Below are 25,060 nucleotides of genomic sequence, written 5' to 3' on the forward strand. Positions count from 1 at the left end.
GTCGAACGATAATCCGGCAAAGAATCACGACCTCTCCTCACTTGTACGGCGCCAGTGACCGGACTTGGACAACTCCATTCAATCCGCGGCCATCTCGCCCCACCCCTCCGTCGACTCTCTGCTGTCAGTCTTGTACTGTCCGTGATCGTCCGACGCGAGGAGAACGCATGCACGCGCGCGTTGCCGCCGCCACGACCGCCGCGCTTCTTGGGGGAGCCGTTTTGATACTGCCCAGCCCGCACGCCAAGGCCGGCGGCCGGATCACGGCACCGCTGGTCGTCGCCCACCGCGGCGCCTCGGCCTATGTGCCCGAGAACACTCTGGACGCCATCGACCGCGCGGCCGAGCTGGGGTTCGACTGGGTCGAGAACGACGTCCAGCGCACCAGCGACGGTCAGCTGGTCGTCCTGCACGACGCATCGCTGGCGCGCACGACCGACGTCGAGGAGGTCTATCCCGGGCGAAGCCCCTGGAAGGTCAAGGACTTCACCGCGGCCGAGATCGCCCGCCTGGATGCCGGTAGCTGGTTCGACCCCCGGTTCGCGGGCGCGAAGGTGCCGACGCTGCGGGAGTACATGGAAGGCGTCTCGCGCAACCACCAGAAGCTCGTCCTGGAGATCAAGAACCCGGAGCTCTATCCGGGCATCGAGCGACAGACGCTCAGGCTCCTGAGCAACGAGGGCTGGCTCGACCCGGTGCACCTCAGGGACAGGCTGATCGTCCAGAGCTTCAGTGCGGACAGTGTCCGGACGGTGCACCAGCTGCGGCCCGGCATCACGACGGCCTTCCTGGGGACGCCTCCGGTCGCGCGGCTGCCCCAGTACGCGGAGTTCGCCGACCAGATCAACTCCGATCACCGGTCGCTGTCGTCCGACTACGTCTCCGCGGTCCACGCGCTCCATGGTCCGCACGGCCCGATGAAGGTCTTCGCCTGGACCGTGGACGAAGCGGCCACCGCGCGGCGTCTGGCGGGCTTCGGCACGGACGGCGTCATCACGAACGTGCCCGACGCGATCCGCGAGGCTCTGCGCTAGCGCGCCATCGCCCGGGGTGCGGACGGGTGCCGGCGTGGGTGCCCCGGGCGTTGTCAGTGGCGGGCCGTACGGTGGATCGCATGAACAGCCACGGGCGGTACGAGCAGCAGGTCGTGTGGTCCGTCGTCGGCACGGACATCGGTCCGCTGCTCCTCGCGGCGACGTCCCACGGCCTGGTCAATGTCGTCTTTCACGCGTCGGACGCGGTGCGCGACAAGGCGCTCGACCGGCTCGCGTCCCGTCTGGGCAGCGAGCTCGTCGAGGCCCCGGAGTCCCCGCTGCTGGCCGAGGCGATACGCCAGGTCGAGGCGTACTTCGCGGGCGAGCGGCAGGATTTCGACCTGCCGCTCGACTGGTCGCTGATCTCGGGGTTCAACCGCCAGGTGCTGCGCGAGTTGAACTCGGGCGTTCCGTTCGGTTCCGTCGTGGCCTACGGCGACCTGGCCGGGCGGGTCGGTGAGCCCCGGGCGGCGCAGGCCGTGGGGGTGGCCATGGGCTCGAATCCGCTGCCGGTCGTGGTGCCCTGCCACCGGGTGGTCGAGAGCGACGGAGGGATCGGTGGTTTCGGGGGCGGCCTGGAGACCAAGCGGAAGCTGCTGGCGCTCGAAGGAGTCCTCCCGGAACCGCTGTTCTGAGGTCGCGGCGGGAGCTGAAGGGGCATGGTGCGCATCACGCCCTCCCGGCTGCAGCCCACGCGGGAGAACGACCCGCGTGAGTACGCCCCGATGAGCGGCTCGCGGCACACCTCTCCGGCCTTCGAGCGGAGGGCGGGGAGGGTGCGCTGCGCGTGCGGCGGAGCATCCGCTCCTCGGATCCTCAGAGGCTGATGTGGTACGCCTTGCGCAGCGTCTCGTGGACGGTCCACGTCGTACGGTCGCCCTCGCGCAGGAACGCCGCGTCACCAGGACCCACCTCGATGACGTCGCCGCCCTCCACCTCGATGGTGGCGCGGCCACTGACGACGACAAAGAGCTCGTTCGCCTCGGTGTCGGTCACCACGCCGGGCGTGATCTGCCAGATGCCGCGCAGCTGCTTGCCGTCGGCGGACTCCCACAGCACCTTGCCCGTCACCGCGGGGTCGCCGGAGACGATCTGGGCCGGGTCCAGCGGCTCGGGTTCGAGTTCGGCGTCGGGAATGTGCACGGCGAAGGACGGTGCGGCCTGGGAGTTCATGGTCATGAGCGGACACCCTAAGGGCTTGCCCGCCGCCCGGGGCGACGAGGGTCTCCCTGTCCGGCCCGGCGCCGCACGGCACTTCGACAAGGTCCTGACGCGCAGGGTGGCCGTACCGCGCGGCCGCAGCGCAGTCCGACCGCCTTCTCGTAGGAGTCGCCGAGGTGACCGGATCACGTACCCGCAGGACGACATGGCCGAGACGTGGCGAGTTGTCCGTCATGCCCCCAGGCTGGTGTCGTACACCGCTGGTCACATGGGTTTGGCCGGGCGCGCCGCTCGCCAGAGATCCAGGGACGGGGAACGTCGACCGACGACAGGAGGCAGGCGCGTGATCGTGGTGTCCGAAGAGGTGCGGGAGGCGCTCGGCGCGCGCCGGCCGGTGGTGGCCCTGGAGTCGACGATCATCGCCCACGGGCTGCCCCGCCCGCGCAATCTGCAGGTCGCACTCGAACTGGAGGAGGTCGTCCGGGAGGAGGGCGCCGTACCCGCGACGATCGCCGTGCTCGACGGTCGGCCGCACGTCGGTCTGGACAAGGACCAACTGGAGCGGGTCGCGAACGAGGACGGCATCCGCAAGCTGGGCCACCGTGACCTGCCGCTCGCGGTGGCCGCGGGGGCGAGCGGCGCGACGACCGTGTCCGCGACGGCCCTGTTGGCGGCCCGCGCGGGGGTACGGGTGTTCGCGACGGGAGGGCTCGGCGGTGTGCACCGCGAGTGGACGGTGACCCAGGACGAGTCCGCCGATCTGGGCCTGTTGGCGCGCACCCGGATCACGGTGGTGTGCGCGGGCGTCAAGTCGATCCTGGACGTGCCGGCGACCCTCCAACGCCTGGAGACGCTGGGCGTGGCGGTGGCCGGGTACGGCACGGACCAGTTCCCCGGCTTCTATCTGTCCGACTCGGGGCACCCCGTGGACTGGACCCTGGAGTCTCCCGAGCAGGTGGCGGAGGTGATGCGCGCTCAGGACGCGCTGCACGCCCCGGACTCGTCGCTCATCGTCGCGAACCCCGTCCCCGAGGAGGAGCAGCTCGATCCCGCGCTCCACGCGCGCGTGCTGGCCGAAGCGCTGCGCGCGTGCGAGGAGGAGGGTGTGACCGGACAGGCGGTGACACCGTTCCTGCTCGGCTATCTGGTCCGGCACACGGACGGTGCCTCACTCGGCGCCAATCTGGCGGCGGTACGCGGCAACGTACGCCTCGCGGGGCGGATCGCAGCAGCCTGGGCGGGGGCGTGAGCGACGCGGACCGAGGCGACCTGGGCGGCAGCGCCGAAACGGCTGACCGAGGCGACCTGGCCGAAGGCGCTCTGCTCGTCGTCGGGGACGTGGTCACGGACGTCGTCGCCCGGCATCGCGGACCACTGGCGGCCGGCACCGACACGGTCGCGGCCGTCCGGACCGTGCCGGGCGGCGCGGGCGCCAACGTCGCGTGCTGGGCCGTGTACGACGGCTGCGCCGACGTACGGCTCCTCGGCAGGGTGGGCGGCGACTCCGCGGCGTGGCACGAACGCGAACTCGCTGCGAGCGGCGTACGGCCCCTCCTGGTGACCGATCCGGAGACGCCGACCGGAACGGTGATCTGCTTGGTGGACACCGGCGCGTCGGCGGAACGGACGTTCCTCACGGACAGCGGGGCGTCACTGCGGCTCGCACCGGGCGACTGGTCGCCCGCGCTGCTCGACGGGGTCGCGCGGCTGCATCTGTCGGGCTACCTGTTCTTCTCCGAGCCGAGCCGGGCGCTGGTCTCGGTGGTGTTGGAAGCGACACGCGCGCGTGGTGTGCCGGTGAGCCTCGACCCGGCGTCGGCGGGGTTCCTGGCCGAGCTGGGTGTGGACCGCTTCCTCGAACTGTGCGCGGGCGTGGACGTCCTGCTGCCAAGCCGTGACGAGGCGCGTCTGCTGACCGGGCTGCCCGATCCGGCCGACGCGGCGGCCAAGCTGAGCCGCCACTTCCCCTTGGTCGTCGCCAAGCTGGGGGGTGACGGGGCCCTGATCGCCCGTTCCGGATCCGTCCGGGCCCATGTCCCGGCGCTGCCCGCGACGCCTCGTGACACGACGGGCGCCGGTGACGCTTTCACCGGCGCTTTCCTCGCCGCACTGCTCGCGGGCGCCGAACCCGAGGAGGCGGCGACGGCGGGATGCGCGGCGGGAGCGAAGGCCGTGGAACGGGTCGGCGGAAGACCGCCCACGGGAAGCCGACGGCGACGCGATGGAGAGACGCGGGCCCGCTGAACGCCTCGCCCGCAGGAGGGCGTACCCGTGGCACCCGATTCCCGGCTTCCCGCTCTCGCTCAGTTCTTGCGCCCCCAGGCCGAGATCATCGGCGCCGTCGCCAGGTCCATGGACCCCGCGGCGACGTTGGCCAGGTGCCGGTCGATCTCCTCCTGGGTGGCCAGGCCCGCGGTGACGAGCTGGTCGCGGATCTGACGGATCGTCGCGGATTCCAGCGTGCCGCAGGCGGGTGAGGTGACGGGGAAGTACGCGTCGGCCTCCACGCCCCGCAGCCCCGCTTCCCGGAGCAGTCGCGGGAGTTTGCGGCCGTACGCGAGGTCGGCGCCGCGATCGGCGAGCAGTTTGCGAAAGCCCTGGCGCAGCCGGTTCGCGAGCTGCTGCTCGGGGCCGTACTCGTCGGGGCAGAGCAGAGGCTGCAGGGCGGGGTCGGCGTCCTCGACAAGAATCCGGCCGCCGGGCCGCAGTACCTTGATCATCGACCGCAACGCCCTCTCCCGGTCCGGCACATGGACCAGTACGAGCCGGGCGTGCACGAGGTCGAAGCCCTCCCCCGGCGGTTCCTCGGCACCCACGTCGTGGACGCGGACCTCGACCGGCGAGCGCGCTACGGAGGCCGCCCATGAGGTGTCGATGTCGGTCGCGACGACCCTCCCCGTCGGGCCCACCTTCTTGGCCAGCCAGGACACGACGGACGTGCCGCCCGCCCCGACCTCCCAGCAGCGCCAGCCGGACCCGACGCCGAAGCGCTCCATGTGCCGGAACGTCGTGGGGTCGAAGAGAGCGGCGAGGGCGTCGAAACGCTGTCCCGCCTCGGTCTGCTGGTTGTCGAGGAGATACCCGTCGGCTCGCGTCATGAGGAGATCATCCCAGTTGACCCGCTTGTCGGGAATCGTTGACGCTCCCGTTGTCGGCACCCGCATCACCTGAGGAGTTCCGCCCGGCGACACCGGGCGCCGGGCGGCTGACGCCGTGCGACGTCGAGTCGTCGGAGTACCTCGCGTCACGGAACGGAATGTTCCGTTCCCACAGCCTTTTCCGGTGTCCGACCAGGCCTGGCAGACTGGCGCGCCAGGCGCAAAGTGCGGCCCGAGGAGATCCACGCGAGGAGATCCAGATGTCCATGGCAGGGAATTTGCGGAGGGTGACGGCTCTCGGTGCGGTCGACGGCCTCCGCAGAGTGGCACGGCTGACACGGCGGCGGCGCCGTGTCGACCTGAGTCACCCGGCCCGGTCGCCTTTGGGCTCCGCGGTGGTGAACTGCGTGGCGTACAGGAACGGCGCCCGGATCCCCGAGGGCCGCGATCTGGTCGACACCGTGCAGCGGATCCGCAAGCGCGACGAGGGATTCGTCTGGCTCGGACTGCACGAACCGACCGACCTGGAGTTCGCGGGCATCGCCGAGCTCTTCGACCTGCATCCGCTGGCCGTCGAGGACTCGGTCGAGGCGCATCAGCGTCCGAAGGTGGAGAGGTACGGCGACACGCTGTTCGCGGTCTTCAAAACCGTCTGCTACGTAGAGCACACGGAGTTGACCGCGACCAGCGAAGTGGTGAACACCGGCGAGATCATGGTGTTCGTCGGGCCGGACTTCGTCATCACTGTGCGGCACGGACGGCACGGATCCCTGGGCCCGCTGCGCGAGGAGCTGGAGTCCGATGCGCAGAAGTTGTCCAAGGGGCCGGCCGCGGTCCTGCACGCGATCGCGGACCATGTGGTCGACGACTACATGAGCGTCGCGGACTCGGTCCAGGCGGACATCGACCAGGTCGAGGCCGATGTGTTCGCCGAGAACGGCGCACGCACGGACGCGGGCCGCATCTACCAGCTCAAGCGTGAACTCCTCGAACTGAAGCGGGCTGTGGTCCCGCTCGCCCGGCCCGTCCAGGAGCTGGCGACCCGGCCGACCCGCGTGGTCGACCCGGAGATACAGGCGTACTTCCGGGACGTCTCCGACCATCTGCTGCGTGCCACCGAGCAGATAGCCGCCTTCGACGAACTGCTCAACTCGATCCTGCAGGCGCATCTCGCGCAGGTGACCGTGGCGCAGAACGAGGACATGCGGAAGATCACGGCTTGGGCGGCGGTCATCGCCGTACCGACCATGGTCTGCGGCGTGTACGGCATGAACTTCGACAACATGCCCGAGCTGCACTGGAGGTTCGGCTACCCCATCGTCATCGGCGCCATATCCATCGGCTGCCTCGTCCTCTACCGAGGGTTCAGGCGCAACGGCTGGCTCTGACACGTCTCCCGCCCGGCACGGCCAGCCGGACGAGAGAGCGTGCCGCGTATTCGGCACGGGCCGGAGCGCGGGAGCGGGCGGACCGGAGAGCGGGAGCGGGCGATGCGACGTGGTCGCCTCCGGGGCGCATCAGGTGCGCCCAGTTGTCCGCTCGCTTCAAGTGCGCTCGCTTCACGTCGGATCGCCTGGAACCCGGCCGCTCGGGCCGGGTCGCTCGGGCCGGGTCGCTCGGGCCGGGTCGCTCGGGCCGGGTCGCTCGGGCCGGGTCGCTCGGGCCGGGTCGCTTCGCAGCGCTTTCAGTCGGGTCGGATCGGGCCGGTCGGGAGATCGACGGGGTCAGCCCGTCGCGCTGCTCGCGCCCCTCGCGTAGACGCTCTCGACCCAGGAGGCGAGTTGTTCGTCGCTGACGTGCTGGGCGAGGTCGGCCTCACTGATCATGCCGACCAGTCGCTTGTCCTCGATCACCGGAAGCCGTCGGATCTGGTGCCCCTTCATCTCCTGAAGCACTTCGCCGACATCGGCGCCGGCATCGATCCAACGCGGTGTGCCTTGGGCCATCTCGCCCGCGGTGACCCGTGCGGGGTCGTGACCCATGGCCACACAGCCGACGACGATGTCACGGTCCGTGAGGATGCCGCAGAGTCGTTCGTTCTGGTCGCTGATGGGCAGGGCGCCCACGTTGAGCTCGCGCATCAGCTGGGCGGCGCGGTCCAGGGTCTCGTGGGCGGGGATCCACTGGGCACCGCGGTGCATTATGTCTCCGGCGGTGGTCATGTAGTACCTCCCGGTGCCGGACGGCCGGCGCGGCGCGGAACACACCGCTAGTCCCGGCACCCTATATTCTCGCCGCGCCCCAGGGGCTGCGCACCTGGAGGTACGTGCATCCGGGCGGCCGGCGGACCGAGTCGAGGGCCATCGAGCCGGAGGAAGGCGCCGAGGGGACGGGGCGAAGGCCGAGAGACTGGGGCGACGACCGAGAGACTGAGGCGACGGCCGAGGGGACGGCGACGGCCGTCGTGGTCAGCCGTTCCATACCGGTCAGCCGTTCCACGCCGGGTGGCGGGGGTCGTCGGATCGCACCAGGACGTCGGCCGTGGCGGCCGGGTCCACCTCGCTCTCGTAGCGGGCGAACGCGGGAAGGGTCCAGTGCTCCGCCTCGGGAGTACGGCGGCGGAGGGCACCCGGGGAGAGGAGTACGTGGACGCTGAGGTCGAACGGGAACCAGTGGCGCAGGAGGAGGGGGCCATGGAGCAACAGGATTCCGCCGGGCGGGAGTTGGACATAGGGCCTGCGGGTGGCCCGGTCGGTGGCGGGGTCCCAGAGGTCGGGCAGGACCCTGCCGTCGCCGCCGGGTTCGAGGGGACCGAAGACCTCACGCCAGAGAGCGCCGGTGTCGAACCAGCCGTCGTAGTAGGCCTCGACGTCATGGTGACCGTATTCGAGCCGGAGCGAGGCGGGGCGTAGGAAGCCCTCCGCGCCGACGACCAACGAGGAACGGCCGCGTACGCGCAACGCATCGAAGACGCGGTGCGCGAGTTCACCGGGGCGGGCGGCCGGGGCTCCGTCGAAGGCGACGCGTGGCCAGGGGCTGCCGTCCTCGGGTTTCAGATCGAGCAGACGGTCGGCGAGGAGGTCGCCGAGCCGTTCCCAGGTGATCGCTTCGAGTCGCACAGGGCCCATGATGCCGCGAGCGAGCAGAGACCCGGTCGGCGCGGCGGGCCGCGAGGTGCACGGGAGACACCGGGGCGCGGGCCGTGCATGGGCATCTCCCGACGACGTAGATGTGGCGCCGGTCCGGGGAAGGAACCGCGTATGGCACCGATCGCTGATCCCCCGCACCGGAACGGGCTTCTCGTCGTCCAGCCGCTCAAGAAGCGGCGCTGTGTCGAGTGCCGGAACGGGCCCCTCGCGCTGCTGGTGCTGGAGGAGGGGGCACCTCGGTGTCTGGACTGTGCGGATCTCGGGCACCTGGTGTTCCTGCCGCGCGGCGACACCGCCCTGACGCGCAGATCGCGGGAGGGCAGCACGCTGTCGGCCGTGGTGGTGCGGTTCAACCGGCGGCGGGGCCGGTACGAACGGCAGGGCGTCATGGTCGAGGAGGTGGCGCTCTCCCGGGCCGAGGAGCGGTGTCTTGCGGACGCGGAGGCGCGGCGGCGACGCCGCGCCCGGGACGCGCGACGCCGGGAGGCGGAGGATGTCCGCTTCACGGACGCGTTCGCGCGGGAGATACGCCGACTGTTTCCATACTGTCCGGCCGACCGGGCGCGAGTGATCGCCGCGCATGCCTCGGTGCGCGGCAGCGGGCGGGTCGGGCGGAGCTCGGCGGGCCGCGCGCTGTCCGAGGCGGCCGTGACCGCTGCGGTCCGCGCGTCCGTGCGGCACACGGAGACTCCGTACGACCAACTGCTGATGAGCGGCGTTTCGCGGTACGAGGCGCGCCGCAGGATCGCGGCCACGGTGGACACAAGGCTCTGGGAATGGCGTGACGACATCACCGCGCGGGCGTGAGTGGACGTTCGCGCAGGTGTGAGTGGACGTTCGGCGGGCGTGAGTGGACGCTCGCGCAGGTGTCCGCGCCGCTCGGCCATGGCCACCGTCGTCGTGGCGGATTTCACTTGTGGTGACGATCGGCGCTGTGCAGGATCTTGGGCCCGGCCGGTTCGACGTGGGAGTGGACATGATCGATGGACCGTATTTCGTGCTGACGCTGCTGGGGGTACTCGGCTGCGGGCTGGTGGCGGGGGTGTTCTTCGGGTTCTCGACCTTCGTGATGAAGGCGCTCGCCCAGCTGCCGCCGGCGCAGGGAGTCGCCGCGATGAACGCGATCAACGTCGCCGCGGTCCGCCCCCCGTTCATGCTGGCGTTCATCGGGTCGGCGGTGCTGTGCTCGGTGCTGGCGGTGGTGACCTTCGTACTGCTGCCCGACGAGGGGACGGTGGAGTTGCTGCTCGGCAGCGCGCTGTATCTGTTCGGGGCGTTCGGGGTGACGATCGCGGCGAACGTCCCGCGCAATGACGCGCTGCTGAAGCTGGACCCCGGAACATCGGAGGCCGCCGTCTACTGGCCCACGTATGTACGCCAGTGGACGATGTGGAATCACGTCCGCACCGCGGCCGCGGCCGCCGCGGCCGTGTCGTACGCGCTCGCCCTCACCTGAGCCGTCCGCCGCTCCCCGACTGTGTGCGCCCGCGCCTCACCGACTGTGTGCGCCCGCGCCTCACCAGCCGGGAGCGCGTCCGTCCCACCTTCGACCGGGCGCGTCCGTCCCTCCCTCGGCTGTGTGCACGTCCGCCCTCGTCCGAGCCCGCGTCCGAGCCCGCGGTCCGCTGTCGTCTGGGGCGGCGGCGTATGCGCGGGCGACGTATCGTGGCGGGAAAGGAGTGCCGCCCGGATTCCGTGGCCGATGACGGCCGACGGCCGTGCTGCCCCGCACCGGTACGCGTACATGAGGGAGACGGCCATGGCCGATCCCAAGGGTTTCATGACCACACCGCGCCAGGAGTATCCGCGCCGGCCCGTCCAGGAGCGGGTGCGGGACTGGAACGAGGTGTACGTGCCCGGAGCCCTGCTGCCGATCATCGAGAAACAGGCCGACCGGTGCATGGACTGCGGCATCCCCTTCTGTCATGACGCGTGCCCCCTGGGCAACCTGATCCCCGAGTGGAACGACCTGGTCTCGCGCGACGACTGGCGGGCGGCGAGCGACCGGCTGCACGCCACGAACAACTTCCCCGAGTTCACCGGCCGGTTGTGCCCCGCGCCGTGCGAGGCCGGCTGTGTGCTGGCGATCAACCAGCCGGCAGTCACCATCAAGAACGTCGAGGTCGCCATCGCCGACCGTGCCTGGGAGGACGGATTCACACGGCCGCAGCCGCCGGACCGGCTCTCGGGACGGACGGTCGCGATCGTCGGTTCGGGGCCCACCGGGCTCGCCGCGGCACAGCAGCTGACGCGGGCCGGGCACACGGTGGCCGTGTACGAACGGGCCGACCGGATCGGCGGCCTGCTGCGGTACGGAATCCCCGCGTTCAAGATGGAGAAGCGACAGCTGGACCGGCGACTGGCCCAGATGCGTGCGGAGGGAACCAAGTTCCGCACCTCGACGACGATCGGCACCGACATCGGGGCGACCGAACTCAAGGCACGCTACGACGCCGTGATACTGGCGCTCGGGGCCACAGCCTGGCGCGAACTGGACGTACCCGGACGGCAGTTGTCCGGCATCCATCAGGCCATGGAATATCTTCCGCTGGCCGACCGGGTGTGCGAGGGGGATCTGGAGGTCTCTCCGTTGTCCGCGGCGGGCCGGCATGTGGTGATCGTCGGCGGCGGTGACACCGGAGCCGACTGCCTGGGGACGGCCGTACGTGAGGGCGCCGCGTCCGTGACCCAGCTCGACATCTATCCGCAGCCGGAGGCCGAGCGCGACGAGGATGCCGAGCCGTGGCCTACATATCCGAAGATCTACCGGCTCTCCGCCGCGCACGAGGAGGCCGGCGCGCTGGGCACGGCACCCGCCGCGGACGCGGACGCGCGGCTCTTCGCCGCGTCCACGCTCCAGTTCGGCGGAGGCGCCGACGGGCGGGTGCGCTCGCTGCATCTCGTCGAGGTCGACGAGCGGCGACGCCCGATACCCGGTTCCGGCCGGACCCTGCCGGCCGACCTCGTGCTGCTCGCGCTCGGCTTCCTGGGCCCGGACCGGCACGACGGCCTGATCGACCAGCTGGGACTGGTTCTTGAGCCGCGCGGCACGATCGCCCGCGGCGCCGACTTCGACACGAACGTGCCCGGGGTGTACGCCGCCGGGGACGCGGCACGCGGCGCGTCGCTCGTCGTGTGGGCGATCGCCGAGGGCCGGGCGGTCGCCTCGGCCGTGGACCGGGCGCTGAGCGGAGCGGCCCGTACGCGCCTGCCGGCCCCGATCGGCCCGTACGACCGTCCCATGACCGCTTAGCGCCGAGGACCGGCCGCGAGGCGCGGGCCGGACACCGGGCGGGCAGCGCCTCAGCGGCGTTCGTCCGTGCCGGCCACCTTCGCCGTCGACAGAGCGACCCTGTTCCAGGTGTTGATCGCGAAGATCAGTGCGAGGACGTGACCCAGTTCCTGGTCGTCGAAGTGGGCTGCCGCCTCGGCGTAGACGTCGTCGGGCACACCCGCGTCGGCGACCAGCGTCACCGCCTCGGTCAGGGCGAGGGCGGCCTGCTCCTTGGACGTGAAGAAATGACGGGCCTCGCGCCAGACCGCGACCATGTGCAGCCGGTCCTCGCTCTCACCTGCCTTACGGGCATCGTTGGTGTGCATGTGGAGGCAGTACGCGCAGTGGTTGAGGTGCGAGGCGCGGATCTGGATCAGTTCCACGAGGGCCGGGTCGAGTCCCTCGCGGGCCGCCGCGTCGAAGCCGATGAGGGCGCGGAAGACCTTCGGGGCGGACTTCGCGAGGTCGAGCCGGGCGGCTCCGGGCATGGCCGTCCCACCGGCGCCGACTGCGTCGGCAGCACCCGCTGCGGCCGTCGTGGTGCTCGGGTTCGTCGTGATGCTCGGGTTCGTCGTGGTGTTCGTGTTCGTCGTCATGACCATGAATCTACGGGCCGGATAGACCGACTGTAGGGTGCATTTCCATGGCGGAATCATGGGTCAATTCTGCGGAGCGGATCGGTGCCGATCTGCACCTGGAGCTGTCGGGTCCCGGCGGGCGGCGAGCCGCGCTGACCCGCGCGCTGCGCGAGGCCGTGCGCAGCGGGAGGCTCGTGCCGGGCACCCGGCTGCCGCCGTACCGCTCGCTCGCCACGGACCTCGGCGTCGCGCGCAACACGGTCGCCGACGCGTACGCCGAGCTCGTCGCCGAGGGCTGGCTGACCGCCCGGCAGGGCTCGGGCACCCGGGTCGCCGCGGGGGTGACTCCCCCGCACAGGAGGCAACGGGCGGGCGCCGCCTCGCCGGGCGCTCCCTCGCGCGTGCCCAGGAAGGCGCCCCGCGCGCGTGGTCCCCGGCACGACCTGCGGCAGGGCACTCCGGACGCATCGTCGTTCCCGCGTGCCGCATGGCTGGCGTCCGCTCGCCGGGCCCTCCAGCAGGCACCCAACGAGGCTTTCGGGCCCGGTGATCCGGCCGGGCGGGCAGAGCTGCGGGAAGCGCTCGCGGAGTACCTGGCCCGGGCGCGCGGGGTGCGCACGGAGCCCGGACGGATCGTGATCTGTTCGGGCTTCGCCCATGCCCTGCGTCTGCTCTTCCCGCAGGTCCTCAGGGGTCCGCTGGCGGTCGAGTCGTACGGTCTCGGCTTCCACCGGCAGCTCCTGGCCGACGCCTCCGTACGGACCGTACCCCTTCCGCTGGACGAAGACGGCGCACTGGTCGGCGAGTTGGGGCGTGAGCGGGCCGTGCTGCTCACGCCCGCGCACCAGTTCCCCACCGGCGGCCCGCTGCACGCCGAGCGGCGTGCGGCGGTGGTCGACTGGGCACGCGCGCGGGACGGAGTGATCCTGGAGGACGACTACGACGGGGAGTTCCGCTACGACCGCAAACCCGTGGGCGCGTTGCAGGGGCTGGACCCGGAGCGGGTCATCCACATCGGCTCGGTCAGCAAGAGCCTGTCACCGGCGCTGCGGCTCGGCTGGATGGTCCTTCCGGAGCGGTTCGTCGATCCCGTGCTGGAGACCAAGGGCGAACGAGAGGCGTGGGCGAGCGCATTGGACCAGCTGACGCTCGCGGACTTCATCGACTCCGGTTCGTACGACCGTCACGTGCGGCGTATGCGGCAGCGGTACCGGGGGCGGCGCGACCGGCTGGTGGCCACGCTCGCCGCGCGTGCGCCGCACATCGAGGTCACCGGGATCGCGGCCGGGCTGCACGCGGTACTGCGGCTGCCGCCGGGGACCGAGCGGTCGGCCGTCAAGGCGGCCGTCTGGCAAGGGGTCGCGCTCGACGGGCTCGCCGAGTTCCGGCACCCGGAGGCAGCGATGTCCGCGCCGGACGGACTGGTGGTGGGGTATGCGACACCCGCGGAACATGCCTACGGGGCGGCGCTGGACGCGCTGTGCGACGTACTGCCGCCCCGCTGAGCGCGCTCGTCCCGGCGCCGCACCGACGGCCGGCCGACGCCAGACCGCCCTCGTGACCGTCCCGTCGCATCGCGCCGTGGAGGACCCACACCCCGAAAGCCCGCACCCCGCCGCTGCGTCCCGTTACCCGGGAAACGCGACGGCGGGGTGCGCAACTCCCTTGAAAAACCTATGGTTTGCGTCCCACCGCCCCGTACCCGGGGATGACCCCGTCGTCCTGACCCGGCACCGGTTCGCCCAGCTCCGGGTGCCACTGGTGGACCACCGCCGCGCCCGGCTCGACCAGGTCCAGGCCGTCGAAGAAGCGGGTGAACTCCTCGCGGGAGCGCAGTGCCAGGGTGACGCCCGCCGCCTTGAGCTTCGCGATCGCCGCCGCCGACTCCTCGGGAGTGAAGTCGGCGGTGGCGTGGGTGACCATCAGGTAGCTGCCGGAGGGCAGTTCGGACAGCAGCCGGCCGACCAGGGCGTGCGCGCCGTCCGCGTCGGAGACGAAGTGGAGCAGCGCCACGAGGGAGAGCGCCACGGGCCGGCCGAAGTCCAGGACTTTCCTGGCCCCGTCGAGAATGGCGTCCGGGTCCCGCACATCGGCCTGCAGATACTCGGTCACTCCCACGTCCGAGCTGCGCAGCAGGGCTGCCGCGTGAGCCAGCACGATCGGGTCGTTGTCGCAGTACACGACCCGTGCGTCGGGTGCGACGGCCTGCGCGATCTGGTGAAGGTTCGGCTCGGTCGGGATCCCGGTGCCGATGTCGAGGAACTGCCGCACACCGTTCTGGGCCAGCCAGCGGGTGGCACGGTGCATGAAGGCGCGGTTGACTCGGGCCATCACCGGAACCCTCGGCTCGAGGGCGAGCATCTGACGGCCCATTTCCTCGTCGACGGGGTAGTTGTCCTTGCCGCCGAGATACCAGTCGTACATCCGCGCGGGATGCGGCTTGCTCGTGTCGATTCCTATGGGGGGCTGCCCGGTCATGACGGTCTCCGTAAGTCCGCGCCGTGGTAAGTGATCAACTCGGAACCAAATTCAGGGAAGTCGGGGAAAAGAGAAAACAAGTCGTTCAGGAAAGAAGGAAGTCCGCCTCTCCCGCTTTCGCGCCCTGGATGAACGCGGTCATCTCGCCGGGCGTGTAGATGAGGGCGGGACCGTCCGGATCCGCCGACTGACGCACGGCGATACGGCCGTCGGCGAGTTTCATCGCCTCCAGGCAGTTGCCGCCGTTGCCGCCGCTCCACGGCTTGTGCCAGCCCTCGCTGCCCAGTTCACGGGCGGGCATTCCGTTGTAGATGCGCACGTTGCCTATTCGCGGGTTGATGCGTTCCGGCGTGATGCGTTCCATTCACAGCTCCTTGCGGAGATCCCGGAGGATCTCCTTCGTGCGATGTGCCGTAGCGGCTTGAGCCGCCATGCGGTCCATGACCTCGAGGTGGGTCGCCACCTCGGAACGCGCGTCCAGGTAGACGGCGCCGGTCAGGTACTCGCTGTAGACCATGTCCGGGAGTTCCGGCATGGCAAATCGGAACAGCACGAAGGGCCCGTACGTGCCGGGGTGCGGACCCGAGGAGAACGGGATCACCTGCAACGTCACATGGGGCAGCTTCGTGGCCTGAAGCAACTTGTCGATCTGAGCACGCATCACCTCGGGGCCGCCGATGGTACGGCGCAGCACCGTCTCGTCCATCACGGCCCATATCCGGGGTGCGTCCGCGCGTGTGAGCAGATCCTGGCGTTGCATGCGCAGCGCCACATGACGCTCGATGTCCTCGGGCCTGGTCTGCCCGATGGCCCCCGCCTTCAGGACGCCGCGGGCGTAGTCCTCGGTCTGCAACAGACCGGGAACGAAGTGCGGTTCGTAGGAGCGCAGGAGTGCGGCGGCCCCTTCCAGACTGACGTGCATGGAGAACCAGTCGGGCAGGATGTCGTGGAACCGCTGCCACCAGCCGGGTTTGTTGGCGTCCTCCGCCAGTTGGACGAAGGCCTCGGCCTCCTCGTCGCCGACACCGTACGACTTCAGCAGGAGCTGGAGGTACGGGATCTTGAGGGAGACCTCGGCCATCTCCATACGGCGGACCGTCGCGGGGGCCACGCGCAGGATCCGCGCGGCCTCCTCACGCTTGAGACCCGCGCGTTCCCGCAGGTCCAGCAGTCGCCGGCCGAGGACGACCTGGCCGACCGTCGGCGCGGACCGCGGTTCGCTCACGTCCCACCTCCACTGAGTCCGGACAGCCCGGTCGGCGCCGTCCGGGTTCTTCCTCGTCTTCCTCGACGATCCCAACTGGCGCCGCTCGGCTTGCTGTTGCCAGCAGTGTGCCACGCACCCCCACGGCGTCACACGGCACTCTGCATTTTTCAGAGTGAGTCTTGCCAAGTGTTCGCGGCGCGGCGATAGTGGCAAGCGTGATTCCGTCCGCGCCGTTAGGAACAGACGCCGCCGAAGACCGGTTCGGTCTCCGTGCCGCCATGGGGCAGCATCCCGGAGCGGCCGCCGAGCGCCGGTTCCGCTTCGAGCTGGCCGCACACCCGGGCTCCGTGGCTCAGGCGAGACGCCTGACCCGGTCCCGCCTGTCCGGCTGGGCGGTGTGCGAGGACACCTGCGACACGGCGGCCCTCGTGGTCTCGGAGCTGGTCACCAACGCGATCGTGCACGCCGCCGGGCAACGCGTCGTCTGCGAGCTGCACGACGCCGACGACCTGGTGCGCATAGCCGTGTGCGACGAGGGATGCGCTCCGGGTGAGCCGCACCCTTCCCCGCAACGGCCCGACGAGGAGCACGGGAGGGGATTGCTTCTCGTCGCGGCAGTGTCCAGGGCCTGGGGGGCCCAGGACACCGGGCCCGGCCTGCTGGTGTGGGCGGAGATCGCGCGCTCGGCAGGCCGGGCCGATGACACCGCCGACACCACCCGGGAGACCTGGCCGGACCCGGACGACCTGGACGAACTGGACCGGCTCGACGCCGAGTTCACGGCCGGGTCGGACCTGGGGCTGGCCGGCCGGCCCCGCGAAGCCCGGTCCGGCCAGGGCCCGTCCGACGCGGACACCGGCCCGCGGGCGGATTTGGGCTGGAGCGCGAAGAAGCCTCCGAACGACGGTCGGGGCACGGGGGCGGAGGGATCCTGGGGGGCGGGAACCGTGGGGAACCCTCAGTCTCCCTCCGCCCGGAGCGGGAGTCAGGATCGGGACCCGCAGGGGGATCGGGACCCGCGTCGGGAACGGGATCAGGACAGGGAACGAGACAGGGAACGGGAACGGGAGAGCCTGTGAGCCGTACGTCTGCGGCAGGGTCTGCGACGCAGGTCCTGAGTCTGGACACGCTCGTCCGCCTGAAGCGCGGACGACGGCAGTCCGGGCCGCCGAGGCGTCTCCCCGTTCCCGAGGGCATGAAGGTGCCACTGGGCTGCGACGCGGTGTCCGTGCCCGCCCACTTCGGACCGCTGCTGCTGTCGCGGCTGCCTCGCGTGGGCTGCATCTACGCCGATGCGGCGCACTGGTGGTGGATCGTCCCTTCCGACTCCGATGTCGCCCTGGAGTGGCCCGTGCCCGCCCACTACGTCACGGGTGCGATCGTGCCGGACTCACCTGGGATTCCTGGGCTCATCCACAAACCGGATAGTACGCTTCCGTATACCCCGCCGATACCTCTGTATCTGGCCCTGTGCCGGGTGACGGGGACGACACCGGTCTGGTCACGTCCGATCAGCGCGTGAGCGCCGCCGCGGCCCGCGGCGGCAGGGGGCTCACCGGGGTCGCCCGACGCTCTCACGGTCGCGTCCGAAGCGCTCCGTCGCCGAGCGCCGGTAGCCGTCAACCAGCAACCGGTCGCGGTGAAATCACCGTCGGTCCGCCCCCAACGCGCGGGCGCATTGCCCGAGTTGATTCTCCGGGAGATGGTGGCACTGCCCCCGCTCCTGCCCCCGCTCCGGCTGCTGCCCCGACCTCGGCCTGGCTCCGGCTCCTGCCCTTGTTCCTGTTCCTGTTCGCGTGATGGGCGGATCGGTTCACGGTAAAGGTGCTCGTACCCAAGGGCCCTGGTCCCGCGCGACCCTCACTCGACGCCGTCTGCACCGCCCACGACGACCAGGAACGCGTCGGAGGCGAGATCCATGACGACCTCGGCGGCCTGGCCCTCCTGGCGGCGCGCCTGTGCGAACTCCTCCGCGGGCCACGACCCGCGTGGTCCGCCGGCGGGAAAGCGCTCCAGCACCATTCGCCCGTTCACCCTTTACCTCCATGTCGCGCTGCTCTCCAGAGTTAAACGCCTGCCATGGGGTGAACGGCTCTGGAAGTGACGGTACTGAGACGAAGTCGACACTAGGTAGCAGCCCCGCCCCGCGACGGGCGCCGCGAGCCTCCGGCACTCGTCGGTCCTCGTCCCTGTCCCGCCGGACCTCGTCCCGATCGCGCCGGACCTCGTCCCGATCGCGTCAGGCCTTGTCCCGATCGCGTCAGATCTCGTACTCGTCGTGGTACCGGACCCGCTCGCTGCCCGCGGGTGCCCCCAGTGCGGATGCGCGGCCCTTGGGCTCCTCCCACTCCTCCTGTCGCCCCAGCGCGGTGAGATCGAGGAGAGAGGTCGTGGAGCCGAGGCCGTCAAGCCCGCGTTCGTACGTGGAGTACGTATGGAAGACCCGTCCGCTGTCACGCAGGTAGCAGCTCATCCCGGGCCGCTCGTAGGGTTCTTGTCCACCGAACGACACCTGGAAGTCGTAGTTGAAGTCACTGTCGTACGACGAGTACCAGGGCACCGTCCAGCCCATCCGGGCCTTGAACGGCAGGATCTTCGTGTACGGCGCCCGGGACACGGCGGCGAACTCGGTTCCGCGGGACCGCAGATGGGCGAGGTGCCCGAACTGGTCGAGGAACGCCGAGCAGCTGCGGCAGCCCGCGTCCCACTCCGGGGCGAACATGAAGTGGTAGACGACGAGTTGATCCCGTCCCCGGAAGAGGTCGGGCAACGTCGCTTTCCCGTCGCCGCTCTCGAAGACGTACTCCTTTTCGATCTCGACCATCGGCAGTCCGCGCCGCTCCGCATTGAGAGCGTCACGCGCACGGGTGGCCGCCTTCTCCTTGACCAGCAGTTCCTCGCGCGCGGCCTGCCACTCCTCACGCGAGACGATCTGCGGAAGCGTCATGTCCTCCTCCTACGGAACGGTGCCTACTCTGTGGTGGACGCCCGGGAGAAGCGGAACTCATCGGAGTGGCGCCAAGATTTTTTCCGGGGCCGGAGCCGGGACCGGAGACCGGGACCCGAGGCCGGAACCGGAGGCCGGCGGCATCGGGGCGCGCGCTGAGCGAGCCCTCGGGCGTCGCGTTCCGGTGGACCGTACAGGTCCAAGTCCCGTGAGCGTCACACCGCGAGGGGACGCGTGGGCGCTGCGCAGAGTCCCGCCCACTCGCGTCGCTCGGCCAGTTCACCGAGGAGTTCGGTGATCCGGTCGGTGTGGCGGGGCGTGAGCCGACCGGTGTCGTCGAGCTGCACGGCACACGCCGTGGTCGTGTCGACGAGCCGTTCCAGGGTGGCGGCGATCTCGTCCGTGCCCTCGGAGTGCCGTGCCAAGGCGGGGAGTTCGGCGGCGGCGAGGTCGATCGCGGCACGGGCCTCGGCGAGCGCGCGATAGGCCTCCCGGCGCAGGACCCAGCGGCCCGTACGGTCGCGGGCCGTGCCGTCGCTCAGCACATGGGCGAGATAGACGTCCGCCGCCTCGGTGGCCCGGGTGAGCCTCGCCCGCACGGTTCCGCCGCGCTGTCCGAGCGTCGGCAGATGCCCGACGAGAATCACGATCGCGCAGGCCAGCAGCGTCTCCACGATCCGGTTCCAGGAGGCCTGCGGCTCGCCGCCGACCATCACGAGGGAGAGGACGAGGACGGTGACGACGGCGGTCTGCGCGGCGAAGTGCCGGGTGGCGACGGGGATGAGGGCGCCGCTGACGGCGACCAGGGCGACGAATCCCTCCGGCCGCGGCAGCACGAGGGCCAGCCCCGCGAAGGCGACCGCGCCGAGGACTGTTCCCGCCGCCCTGCACAGCACGCGTGAGGCGAGCGGTCCGAGATCAGGCTTGACGAGGAAGACGGCGGTCGCGGGGAGCCAGTACCAGTGCGGGTGATTGCCGTACCAGCGCGCGTGGTGCAGTGCCTGGGCCACGGCGACGCTCGCGCCGAAGCAGAGGGCGACCCGGATGCCGTACTCGCGCCCCGCGGAGCCGAGGACGGTGCTCACGAGGGAGACAGGCGTACGTCGCCGGGTGTGCAGGGCGCTCCCGGAGCCCCGGTCGAAGGCCTCGGCGGCGTACAGCAGGGCGTCGTGGAGGGCGCGCAGCGCGGGCGCGACGGTTGTGCTCCCGAGCGGCGTGGACCGGGTGCCGGGGACGGCGGGCGCCGGCAGCGGACCGGTGGGGGCACCGGTCCGGACCGCGACGGCGAGCCGCCGGGGACCCTCCGCGGCCAGCGCGGGCACGGCCTCACCCGCCCAGGCGAGCGCCGTCGCGGCCTCGGCGAGCGGCAGGGCTGCGGCGTACTGCGCGTGCAGTCGCCGCTCGGCCGCTGAACTGGCGTATCGCCGCAGCCGGGGTCCGTCGAGCGCGTCCTGGGCGTGGTCGAGGGCCGCGGTCAGCGCGACGCGCCGCCGGGCCGCGTCAGGGCCGCCCGCGGCGATCAACAGGTGGGCGATCGCGTCGTAGACACCGCCGACGGCCTCCCGCTCCCCGTCGAAACGGTAGTCCCCGGTGTTCACCGCGGTCGTCGGCAGTGCGAGCCGCAGCGCGAGCAGCCAGCCGGCCCCGCCGAGGAAGAGGAGCGCACGCACCCATCCCGGTTCGGGCAACGGCATCCCGGCCCCGATCGCCGAGGCGACCAACAACTGGGTTCCGGCTCCGGAGGCCACGGGTCCGATCGCGCTGACGGCTCCGGCGAGCAGTCCCAGCCCGGTGAGGACGAGGGTGAGCGTCACGGCGCCGGTGTGCTGTCCGGCGTACGACCCGATGAGCAGACCGGCGGCCCCGGCGAGGGCCGGCACCCCGAGCCGCTCGACGGCGACCCTCCTGCTGCCCGGCCGGTCGTTGATCCCCGTCAGCATGGCTCCGAGGGCGGCGATCACTCCCAGCGAGGTACGACCGCTCAGTACGGCCACGAGCAGCAATGGCCCGGCGGCGAGCGCGCCCCGCAGGACCGCGTTCCAGGGAACCGGTCCGCGCTGCGCGCGCAGGGCATGGGCGAGCCAGGGTGGTACGGCGAGGCGGGTGAGGCGCACGGGGCTCCTGTCGGGCGAGGGCGGGGTGCCTTCGGGCGACGTCGGCCGGGCTCGTGTCGTTACCAGGGTAGTGCGCGTTGCCTGCGGAAAACGAACGCGGGGATTTCCGCGACGTGACACTTCGCGGGAGACGGACGTGACACGTCAAGAGAGACGAGTCGGGAGAGGTTCACGGGAGACGGACGTGCCTCTTCGGGAGAGCCGGGTGAGGAGAGGTTCGCCGGAGACGGGTCGGGAGAGAGGAAGGGGGACGTGACACTTCGGGGAGGAGGAGCGGGTCCGAGGGCGTAGCCGGCCCCCGGACCCTGAGATGCCGCCATGTCGCACGCCGGCACGCTTGAGGACCCAGGTCAGTCGTTATGTCGCCGCGTCCTGCCTTTGGACCACCACGCATCGAGCTGCGCGGACTGGACTTGAACCAGCATCTCGGCGTACTGGGGCCTGGGCCCGGTCGATCCGGCGATCGGCGGCGAATGCTGAGTCTGGAGCAATAGTCTGAGATTGATCACGGTCTGCCTCTGCCGAGTTGGGCTACCGCGGCGCGTGGACACTCCGTGGATCCGGAGTGCCGCTTGGTGCCGCGGGGAGGACTCGAACCTCCACTGGAACCGTGCATTCACGACAAGCCTCAGGTTCAGCTTGCGCTCCTCGCGCACCCCGGCCGTGGTGCGTTGTGGCCGGGGAGTTCAGAGGCTACCCCTGTGCGAACAGGTAGCCGAAGACAGCGTCGCCGACGCGCTGGTCGACGACATCCGCGCCGTTGGCCTCCTCGCGGGCGAACTTGACCGCCTGCTGCAACTTCTCGACACGGTCGAGGAGTTCGTTCACGCGCCGCGCGGGCAGGGCGCCGGAGAACTTGACGGTCGTCCAGTAGCCGACGGGGATGTCCTCGTAGTACACCTCGACCTGGGCCGGGTGCTTCTCGGTGGCCTCGGCCTTGACGTGGTTCCGCGGGACCTTCTTCGTACGAAGGGTCCGCACCGGCTCGGTCTTCCAGGCATCGGTGGACGGATCCCGTACCCACGACTCGGAGGCGTCGAGGACGGGCAACTTCCGTACGAAGGTGTTGAGATCGGTGAGCTGCTTCTCGAGGAAGAGCAGATAGGACACCGGCACCTCGGCGACGAGTACGCGCCCGTCCACCACCACATCGGCCCTCGCCGCGCAGTTGGCCCAGTCCTTGGTGGCGGTCACGTCGAACAGCCGCGTCAGGGTCGCCGCGGTGGCCCGCAGCACGTCCTCGGCCTGCACCTGGACCCGGGTCGACTCGGGCGGCAGCTGCTCGCCCTCCTCGTCCTTCGGCTGGTACGTCCGCGAGATACCCGCGAGCAACGCGGGCTTCTGCAGGCCATGATGAGCAGCCGTCAGGTCCTGATGGGACTTGGACTTGATGCCCTTCTCCACTGCGATGATCTGATTGAGTTTCGCCACGTCGGTGACCGTAGCAGCGTCGGCCGGGATCACTCGAAGCATTATTCGCACCGGCCGGTTCCCCGCCGGGTCCGGGAACCGGCCCATGAACAGCGCCTCGCCCGGGAGCAACGCCCTCGACTCTGCTGAGGCAACGCGCTCAACCCTGCGGAGGCGACCTCCTCAGCCTGCGACGGCAGCACCCCCACCCCTGGCTGCGGCAGCGCCTCCACTCCCGCGGAGGCTGCGTCCTCACCCCTGCGGAGGGAACGGCTCGGACTCCACCGCCGCGGCGAAGTACGCCTCGGCGTCGGAGACGGCGCGGACAAGCGATCCGGGATCCGTCCGCATACCCGCGACGAGGTCGTCCACCCCTCGCAGTCCCGCGCGTTCCAACAGCCTCTTCTCGTTCGTCACCCACTCCCCGCGAGCCGCAAGCACGGCGTGACCGGTCTGCATGGCGGCTGTCGCCAGGGCTCCCGCCACCTCCGTGAGCCGACCGGCCGGTGCGTGCTGGGACTTCGCGTACGCGAGGGTGGCCCGCGCGGTGCCGTACCAGCGCGCGGAGGCGGAGGCGCGGAGCAAGGGCGGGTAGACGCGTATGCGCGGTAGGTCGTCGCCGCGCAGGACACGGTTGACGGCGAGTTCGGCAACGATCAAATAGGTCGGGATTCCGGCGAGATGGAAAAGGAGGGGCTCGACACGGAAGCGGCCGGACTCAGCCTGCGCCACCTCGTGCTCGACGACGTCGAGGTCCCGGTAGTGCACGTCGACCCGACGCCCGTCGATGGTCAGCCAGGCACCGCCGTTGAACACACCGCCGCCCCAGCCGCCGATCTCGGAGACTTCTCCCTGCCAGCCGACGGCTCTGAGGTGCTCGGGGTCGAAGTCGCCCCGGTAGTAGACAGCCAGGTCCCAGTCACTGCCCGACCCATGGGTGCCCTGAGCCCGGGAACCACCGAGGGCCACGACCCGGACGGCCGGGAGGGCGGCGAGCCGGTCGGCGACGTGCACGAGGAACTTCTCTTCGTCCGCGTTCAACGACACAGGCCTCCGTTTCTCCGTGCGCATGCGAAGGCGATGCTGCCGGGATGCATGAGATGAGGATGCTGACGGGACGGCGGTGGCGTCGAGGCGATATCGGCGGTAATTCGGATGCGGGCACCCGCGCCGGGCCCGCATCATCGGCAGGTTGCCCGTCAGCCCGTCGGCAGCCCCGCCCGCAGCCCCACCCACAGGGAGCCTCCATGGTCCAGCGCGTCACCGTTCCCGGCCTCTTCGCGCCGCCCCGCTACGCGCATGCGTCCGTCGTCGAGGCAGGGACGAAGCTGGCCTTTCTCGCCGGATCCGTGCCGCTCGACGCCGACGGGAAGCTGGTCGGCGCGGGCGATCCCGTGCGGCAGACCGAGCAGGTGCTTGCCAACCTCGACGAGCAACTGCTCGCCGCGGGGAGCGACATGGCCCATGTCGTGTCGACCGATGTGTACGTCGTCAGCGGTGAGCCCGCCGTGCTGTCCGCGGTCTGGGATGTCGTCGAGGCGTCGGGGCTGAGCATCGGACCACACTCCTCGACGCTGCTCGGCGTGGCCTGCCTCGGGTACACCGGGCAGCTCGTGGAGATCACGGCGACCGCCGTCGTCCCCGAGGTGGAACCTGCGGCCGAGATCGAGCCCGACTGCGCCTGACGCGCACAGCCTGGTCGGCGGGACCGAAGCTCCTTGACCGAAGGTGACTGAAGGCGTACTTGTCCGTGGCTGGTCCGTCTCCGGGCACAGGCTCATCGCTCTCGGCTAACCCCGTGGCGAGCGCGGCGTCAGCCCCGCCGACTCCGCTGCCGCGCTCAGCACCTCCCGCAGCATCTCGGGCGTGAGCCGCCCGGTGAAGGTGTTCCGCTGGCTGACGTGGAAGCACCCGAAGAGCTCGACCGAAGCGGAAGCGGAAGCGGAAGCCGGCTCGGGCGGGTACGCAGACACGGGGTCGGAATCGGTGCCGGTGTTGGTGCTGGCTTCGGTGCTGGTTCTGGTGCCGGTGTCGGCGTCGGCGTCGGTCCTTTCCGGCTCCGGCCGGCGGCCGAGCGTCACCCGTGCCCCGTGCGCGAACGTCGGCCTGGGCCGGGGAACCGTCCACCCCGCCTCCGCGAAGGCCGGCAGGGCGGCCTGCCAGCCGAAGGCCCCGAGGACGACCGCCGCCCGCAGCGTGGGCCGCAGCAGCTCCAGTTCCCGTACGAGCCAGGGCCGGCAGGTGTCCCTCTCCTGCGGCGTCGGCTTGTTGGCGGGAGGCGCGCAGTGGACGGGAGAGGTGACGCGTACGCCGTATAGCTCCAGTCCGTCGTCCGCGCTCACCGAGGTCCCCTGCGACGCGAGGCCGACGTCGTGCAGCGCCGCGTAGAGCACGTCGCCCGACCGGTCCCCCGTGAACATCCGCCCGGTCCGGTTCCCGCCGTGCGCGGCGGGCGCGAGCCCGACGACGAGAAGGGAGGCGTCGGCCGGCCCGAAACCGGGCACCGGACGCCCCCAGTACGTCTGGTCGGCGAACGCGGCGCGCTTGGTAACGGCCACCTCTTCGCGCCACGCGACAAGACGCGGACAGGCCCGGCAGCCGGCGATCCGAGCGTCCAGCCCCGCGAGATCGGCGGGGCCGTACAGACCTTGCACCGGACCGGTGGAGGGT

The 25,060-nt window shown here is 70.9% G+C and carries 26 protein-coding genes; 12 read left to right on the forward strand and 14 right to left on the reverse strand.

The annotated features are described in order from the left end of the window. Positions 1 to 167: 167 nt before the first annotated feature. Both N4G66_RS08740 and N4G66_RS08745 read left to right on the forward strand, forming a co-directional pair. A complete protein-coding gene (locus N4G66_RS08740; RefSeq protein ID WP_261703414.1) occupies positions 168 to 1,034 on the forward strand; it encodes a glycerophosphodiester phosphodiesterase in 867 nt (288 codons plus the stop codon). Positions 1,035 to 1,114: 80 nt separating this feature from the next. Beyond that, a complete protein-coding gene (locus N4G66_RS08745) occupies positions 1,115 to 1,669 on the forward strand; it encodes a methylated-DNA--[protein]-cysteine S-methyltransferase (RefSeq protein ID WP_261703415.1) in 555 nt (184 codons plus the stop codon). A 181-nt stretch (positions 1,670 to 1,850) separates the two neighbouring features. Here N4G66_RS08745 and N4G66_RS08750 read toward each other — a convergent pair whose 3' ends face one another. Next, entirely contained in the window at positions 1,851 to 2,213 is a 363-nt protein-coding gene (locus N4G66_RS08750; RefSeq protein ID WP_261703416.1) for a cupin domain-containing protein, read from the reverse strand. A gap of 325 nt (positions 2,214 to 2,538) precedes the next feature. Here N4G66_RS08750 and N4G66_RS08755 point away from each other — a divergent pair, with 325 nt between their 5' ends. Together N4G66_RS08755 and N4G66_RS08760 are read left to right on the forward strand one after the other, a co-directional pair. Next, entirely contained in the window at positions 2,539 to 3,444 is a 906-nt protein-coding gene (locus N4G66_RS08755; protein WP_261703417.1) for a pseudouridine-5'-phosphate glycosidase, read from the forward strand. 20 nt (positions 3,445 to 3,464) lie between these two features. Continuing rightward, positions 3,465 to 4,439 (forward strand): carbohydrate kinase family protein, encoded by a 975-nt coding sequence (locus N4G66_RS08760; protein WP_261703460.1) that lies wholly within the window; start codon positions 3,465 to 3,467, stop codon positions 4,437 to 4,439. Positions 4,440 to 4,498: 59 nt separating this feature from the next. Here the strand turns inward: N4G66_RS08760 and N4G66_RS08765 are convergent, their stop codons facing one another. Beyond that, the gene (locus tag N4G66_RS08765; protein ID WP_261703418.1) at positions 4,499 to 5,293 is read right to left on the reverse strand and encodes a methyltransferase domain-containing protein; all 795 of its coding nucleotides are present in this window, start codon (positions 5,291 to 5,293) and stop codon (positions 4,499 to 4,501) included. A 260-nt stretch (positions 5,294 to 5,553) separates the two neighbouring features. On the opposite strand from N4G66_RS08765, the gene N4G66_RS08770 reads away from it, so the two are divergent. Beyond that, positions 5,554 to 6,681: a magnesium and cobalt transport protein CorA gene (locus N4G66_RS08770; RefSeq protein ID WP_261703419.1), complete on the forward strand. Its 1,128-nt coding sequence runs from the start codon at positions 5,554 to 5,556 to the stop codon at positions 6,679 to 6,681. A gap of 336 nt (positions 6,682 to 7,017) precedes the next feature. On the opposite strand, the gene N4G66_RS08775 is transcribed toward N4G66_RS08770, so the two are convergent. Continuing rightward, positions 7,018 to 7,455 carry a CBS domain-containing protein gene (locus tag N4G66_RS08775; protein ID WP_261703420.1) on the reverse strand — a complete coding sequence of 146 codons (438 nt, stop codon included), beginning with the start codon at positions 7,453 to 7,455 and terminating at the stop codon, positions 7,018 to 7,020. A 264-nt stretch (positions 7,456 to 7,719) separates the two neighbouring features. Then, complete coding sequence (locus N4G66_RS08780; RefSeq protein ID WP_261703421.1) at positions 7,720 to 8,361, reverse strand: uridine kinase; 642 nt, start codon at positions 8,359 to 8,361, stop codon at positions 7,720 to 7,722. A 132-nt stretch (positions 8,362 to 8,493) separates the two neighbouring features. Here N4G66_RS08780 and N4G66_RS08785 point away from each other — a divergent pair, with 132 nt between their 5' ends. The 3 genes from N4G66_RS08785 (at position 8,494) to N4G66_RS08795 (ending at position 11,635) form a co-directional block, all read left to right on the forward strand. Continuing rightward, positions 8,494 to 9,189 (forward strand): DUF2293 domain-containing protein, encoded by a 696-nt coding sequence (locus N4G66_RS08785; protein WP_261703422.1) that lies wholly within the window; start codon positions 8,494 to 8,496, stop codon positions 9,187 to 9,189. Between the two features lie 169 nt (positions 9,190 to 9,358). Next, positions 9,359 to 9,838: an anthrone oxygenase family protein gene (locus tag N4G66_RS08790; RefSeq protein WP_261703423.1), complete on the forward strand. Its 480-nt coding sequence runs from the start codon at positions 9,359 to 9,361 to the stop codon at positions 9,836 to 9,838. 303 nt (positions 9,839 to 10,141) lie between these two features. Then, positions 10,142 to 11,635, forward strand: a complete 1,494-nt coding sequence (locus tag N4G66_RS08795) for a glutamate synthase subunit beta (protein ID WP_261703424.1) — start codon at positions 10,142 to 10,144, stop codon at positions 11,633 to 11,635. A 50-nt stretch (positions 11,636 to 11,685) separates the two neighbouring features. Here N4G66_RS08795 and N4G66_RS08800 read toward each other — a convergent pair whose 3' ends face one another. Beyond that, positions 11,686 to 12,258 carry a carboxymuconolactone decarboxylase family protein gene (locus N4G66_RS08800; protein ID WP_261703425.1) on the reverse strand — a complete coding sequence of 191 codons (573 nt, stop codon included), beginning with the start codon at positions 12,256 to 12,258 and terminating at the stop codon, positions 11,686 to 11,688. A gap of 41 nt (positions 12,259 to 12,299) precedes the next feature. On the opposite strand from N4G66_RS08800, the gene pdxR reads away from it, so the two are divergent. Next, entirely contained in the window at positions 12,300 to 13,739 is a 1,440-nt protein-coding gene (gene pdxR / locus N4G66_RS08805) for a MocR-like pyridoxine biosynthesis transcription factor PdxR (protein WP_261703426.1), read from the forward strand. 169 nt (positions 13,740 to 13,908) lie between these two features. Here pdxR and N4G66_RS08810 read toward each other — a convergent pair whose 3' ends face one another. The 3 genes from N4G66_RS08810 to N4G66_RS08820 form a co-directional block, all read right to left on the reverse strand. Next, the gene (locus N4G66_RS08810) at positions 13,909 to 14,712 is read right to left on the reverse strand and encodes an SAM-dependent methyltransferase (protein ID WP_261703427.1); all 804 of its coding nucleotides are present in this window, start codon (positions 14,710 to 14,712) and stop codon (positions 13,909 to 13,911) included. An 85-nt stretch (positions 14,713 to 14,797) separates the two neighbouring features. Next, entirely contained in the window at positions 14,798 to 15,076 is a 279-nt protein-coding gene (locus N4G66_RS08815) for a DUF397 domain-containing protein (RefSeq protein WP_261703428.1), read from the reverse strand. After that, complete coding sequence (locus N4G66_RS08820) at positions 15,077 to 15,937, reverse strand: helix-turn-helix domain-containing protein (protein WP_261703429.1); 861 nt, start codon at positions 15,935 to 15,937, stop codon at positions 15,077 to 15,079. A gap of 260 nt (positions 15,938 to 16,197) precedes the next feature. Between N4G66_RS08820 and N4G66_RS08825 the strand changes: the two genes are divergently transcribed. Continuing rightward, complete coding sequence (locus N4G66_RS08825; protein ID WP_261703430.1) at positions 16,198 to 16,998, forward strand: ATP-binding protein; 801 nt, start codon at positions 16,198 to 16,200, stop codon at positions 16,996 to 16,998. Beyond that, positions 16,995 to 17,441 (forward strand): hypothetical protein, encoded by a 447-nt coding sequence (locus N4G66_RS08830; protein WP_261703431.1) that lies wholly within the window; start codon positions 16,995 to 16,997, stop codon positions 17,439 to 17,441. Before N4G66_RS08825 ends, N4G66_RS08830 begins: the two co-directional genes overlap by 4 nt. A gap of 338 nt (positions 17,442 to 17,779) precedes the next feature. On the opposite strand, the gene N4G66_RS08835 is transcribed toward N4G66_RS08830, so the two are convergent. The 5 genes from N4G66_RS08835 to N4G66_RS08855 form a co-directional block, all read right to left on the reverse strand. Continuing rightward, entirely contained in the window at positions 17,780 to 17,953 is a 174-nt protein-coding gene (locus tag N4G66_RS08835) for a hypothetical protein (RefSeq protein ID WP_261703432.1), read from the reverse strand. 226 nt (positions 17,954 to 18,179) lie between these two features. Further along, a complete protein-coding gene (locus N4G66_RS08840) occupies positions 18,180 to 18,866 on the reverse strand; it encodes a DUF899 domain-containing protein (protein ID WP_261703433.1) in 687 nt (228 codons plus the stop codon). 215 nt (positions 18,867 to 19,081) lie between these two features. Continuing rightward, positions 19,082 to 20,980: an FUSC family protein gene (locus N4G66_RS08845; protein ID WP_261703434.1), complete on the reverse strand. Its 1,899-nt coding sequence runs from the start codon at positions 20,978 to 20,980 to the stop codon at positions 19,082 to 19,084. A gap of 693 nt (positions 20,981 to 21,673) precedes the next feature. After that, the gene (locus N4G66_RS08850; protein ID WP_261703435.1) at positions 21,674 to 22,411 is read right to left on the reverse strand and encodes a DUF7873 family protein; all 738 of its coding nucleotides are present in this window, start codon (positions 22,409 to 22,411) and stop codon (positions 21,674 to 21,676) included. A gap of 231 nt (positions 22,412 to 22,642) precedes the next feature. Beyond that, entirely contained in the window at positions 22,643 to 23,461 is an 819-nt protein-coding gene (locus tag N4G66_RS08855) for a nucleotidyltransferase domain-containing protein (RefSeq protein ID WP_261703436.1), read from the reverse strand. Positions 23,462 to 23,637: 176 nt separating this feature from the next. Between N4G66_RS08855 and N4G66_RS08860 the strand changes: the two genes are divergently transcribed. Beyond that, positions 23,638 to 24,075 (forward strand): RidA family protein, encoded by a 438-nt coding sequence (locus tag N4G66_RS08860; protein WP_261703437.1) that lies wholly within the window; start codon positions 23,638 to 23,640, stop codon positions 24,073 to 24,075. Between the two features lie 105 nt (positions 24,076 to 24,180). Here the strand turns inward: N4G66_RS08860 and N4G66_RS08865 are convergent, their stop codons facing one another. After that, positions 24,181 to 25,035, reverse strand: a complete 855-nt coding sequence (locus tag N4G66_RS08865) for a uracil-DNA glycosylase (protein ID WP_261703461.1) — start codon at positions 25,033 to 25,035, stop codon at positions 24,181 to 24,183. Between the last annotated feature and the right edge of the window lie 25 nt (positions 25,036 to 25,060).

The sequence above is a fragment of the Streptomyces rhizosphaerihabitans genome (genome assembly GCF_025399795.1).
Taxonomy (GTDB): Bacteria; Actinomycetota; Actinomycetes; order Streptomycetales; family Streptomycetaceae; genus Streptomyces; species Streptomyces rhizosphaerihabitans.

Excerpts from the sequence above, each read along its gene's own strand:
- N4G66_RS08765 (WP_261703418.1), bottom strand. The coding sequence starts at position 5,293 with ATGACGCGAGCCGACGGGTATCTCCTCGACAACCAGCAGACCGAGGCG.
- N4G66_RS08740 (WP_261703414.1), top strand. The coding sequence starts at position 168 with ATGCACGCGCGCGTTGCCGCCGCCACGACCGCCGCGCTTCTTGGGGGA.
- N4G66_RS08860 (WP_261703437.1), top strand. The coding sequence starts at position 23,638 with ATGGTCCAGCGCGTCACCGTTCCCGGCCTCTTCGCGCCGCCCCGCTAC.
- N4G66_RS08795 (WP_261703424.1), top strand. The coding sequence starts at position 10,142 with ATGGCCGATCCCAAGGGTTTCATGACCACACCGCGCCAGGAGTATCCG.
- N4G66_RS08855 (WP_261703436.1), bottom strand. The coding sequence starts at position 23,461 with ATGCGCACGGAGAAACGGAGGCCTGTGTCGTTGAACGCGGACGAAGAG.
- N4G66_RS08785 (WP_261703422.1), top strand. The coding sequence starts at position 8,494 with ATGGCACCGATCGCTGATCCCCCGCACCGGAACGGGCTTCTCGTCGTC.
- N4G66_RS08770 (WP_261703419.1), top strand. The coding sequence starts at position 5,554 with ATGTCCATGGCAGGGAATTTGCGGAGGGTGACGGCTCTCGGTGCGGTC.
- N4G66_RS08810 (WP_261703427.1), bottom strand. The coding sequence starts at position 14,712 with ATGACCGGGCAGCCCCCCATAGGAATCGACACGAGCAAGCCGCATCCC.
- pdxR (WP_261703426.1), top strand. The coding sequence starts at position 12,300 with ATGGCGGAATCATGGGTCAATTCTGCGGAGCGGATCGGTGCCGATCTG.
- N4G66_RS08745 (WP_261703415.1), top strand. The coding sequence starts at position 1,115 with ATGAACAGCCACGGGCGGTACGAGCAGCAGGTCGTGTGGTCCGTCGTC.
- N4G66_RS08775 (WP_261703420.1), bottom strand. The coding sequence starts at position 7,455 with ATGACCACCGCCGGAGACATAATGCACCGCGGTGCCCAGTGGATCCCC.
- N4G66_RS08840 (WP_261703433.1), bottom strand. The coding sequence starts at position 18,866 with ATGACGCTTCCGCAGATCGTCTCGCGTGAGGAGTGGCAGGCCGCGCGC.
- N4G66_RS08825 (WP_261703430.1), top strand. The coding sequence starts at position 16,198 with ATGGGGCAGCATCCCGGAGCGGCCGCCGAGCGCCGGTTCCGCTTCGAG.
- N4G66_RS08750 (WP_261703416.1), bottom strand. The coding sequence starts at position 2,213 with ATGACCATGAACTCCCAGGCCGCACCGTCCTTCGCCGTGCACATTCCC.
- N4G66_RS08815 (WP_261703428.1), bottom strand. The coding sequence starts at position 15,076 with ATGGAACGCATCACGCCGGAACGCATCAACCCGCGAATAGGCAACGTG.
- N4G66_RS08790 (WP_261703423.1), top strand. The coding sequence starts at position 9,359 with ATGATCGATGGACCGTATTTCGTGCTGACGCTGCTGGGGGTACTCGGC.
- N4G66_RS08780 (WP_261703421.1), bottom strand. The coding sequence starts at position 8,361 with ATGGGCCCTGTGCGACTCGAAGCGATCACCTGGGAACGGCTCGGCGAC.
- N4G66_RS08800 (WP_261703425.1), bottom strand. The coding sequence starts at position 12,258 with ATGGTCATGACGACGAACACGAACACCACGACGAACCCGAGCATCACG.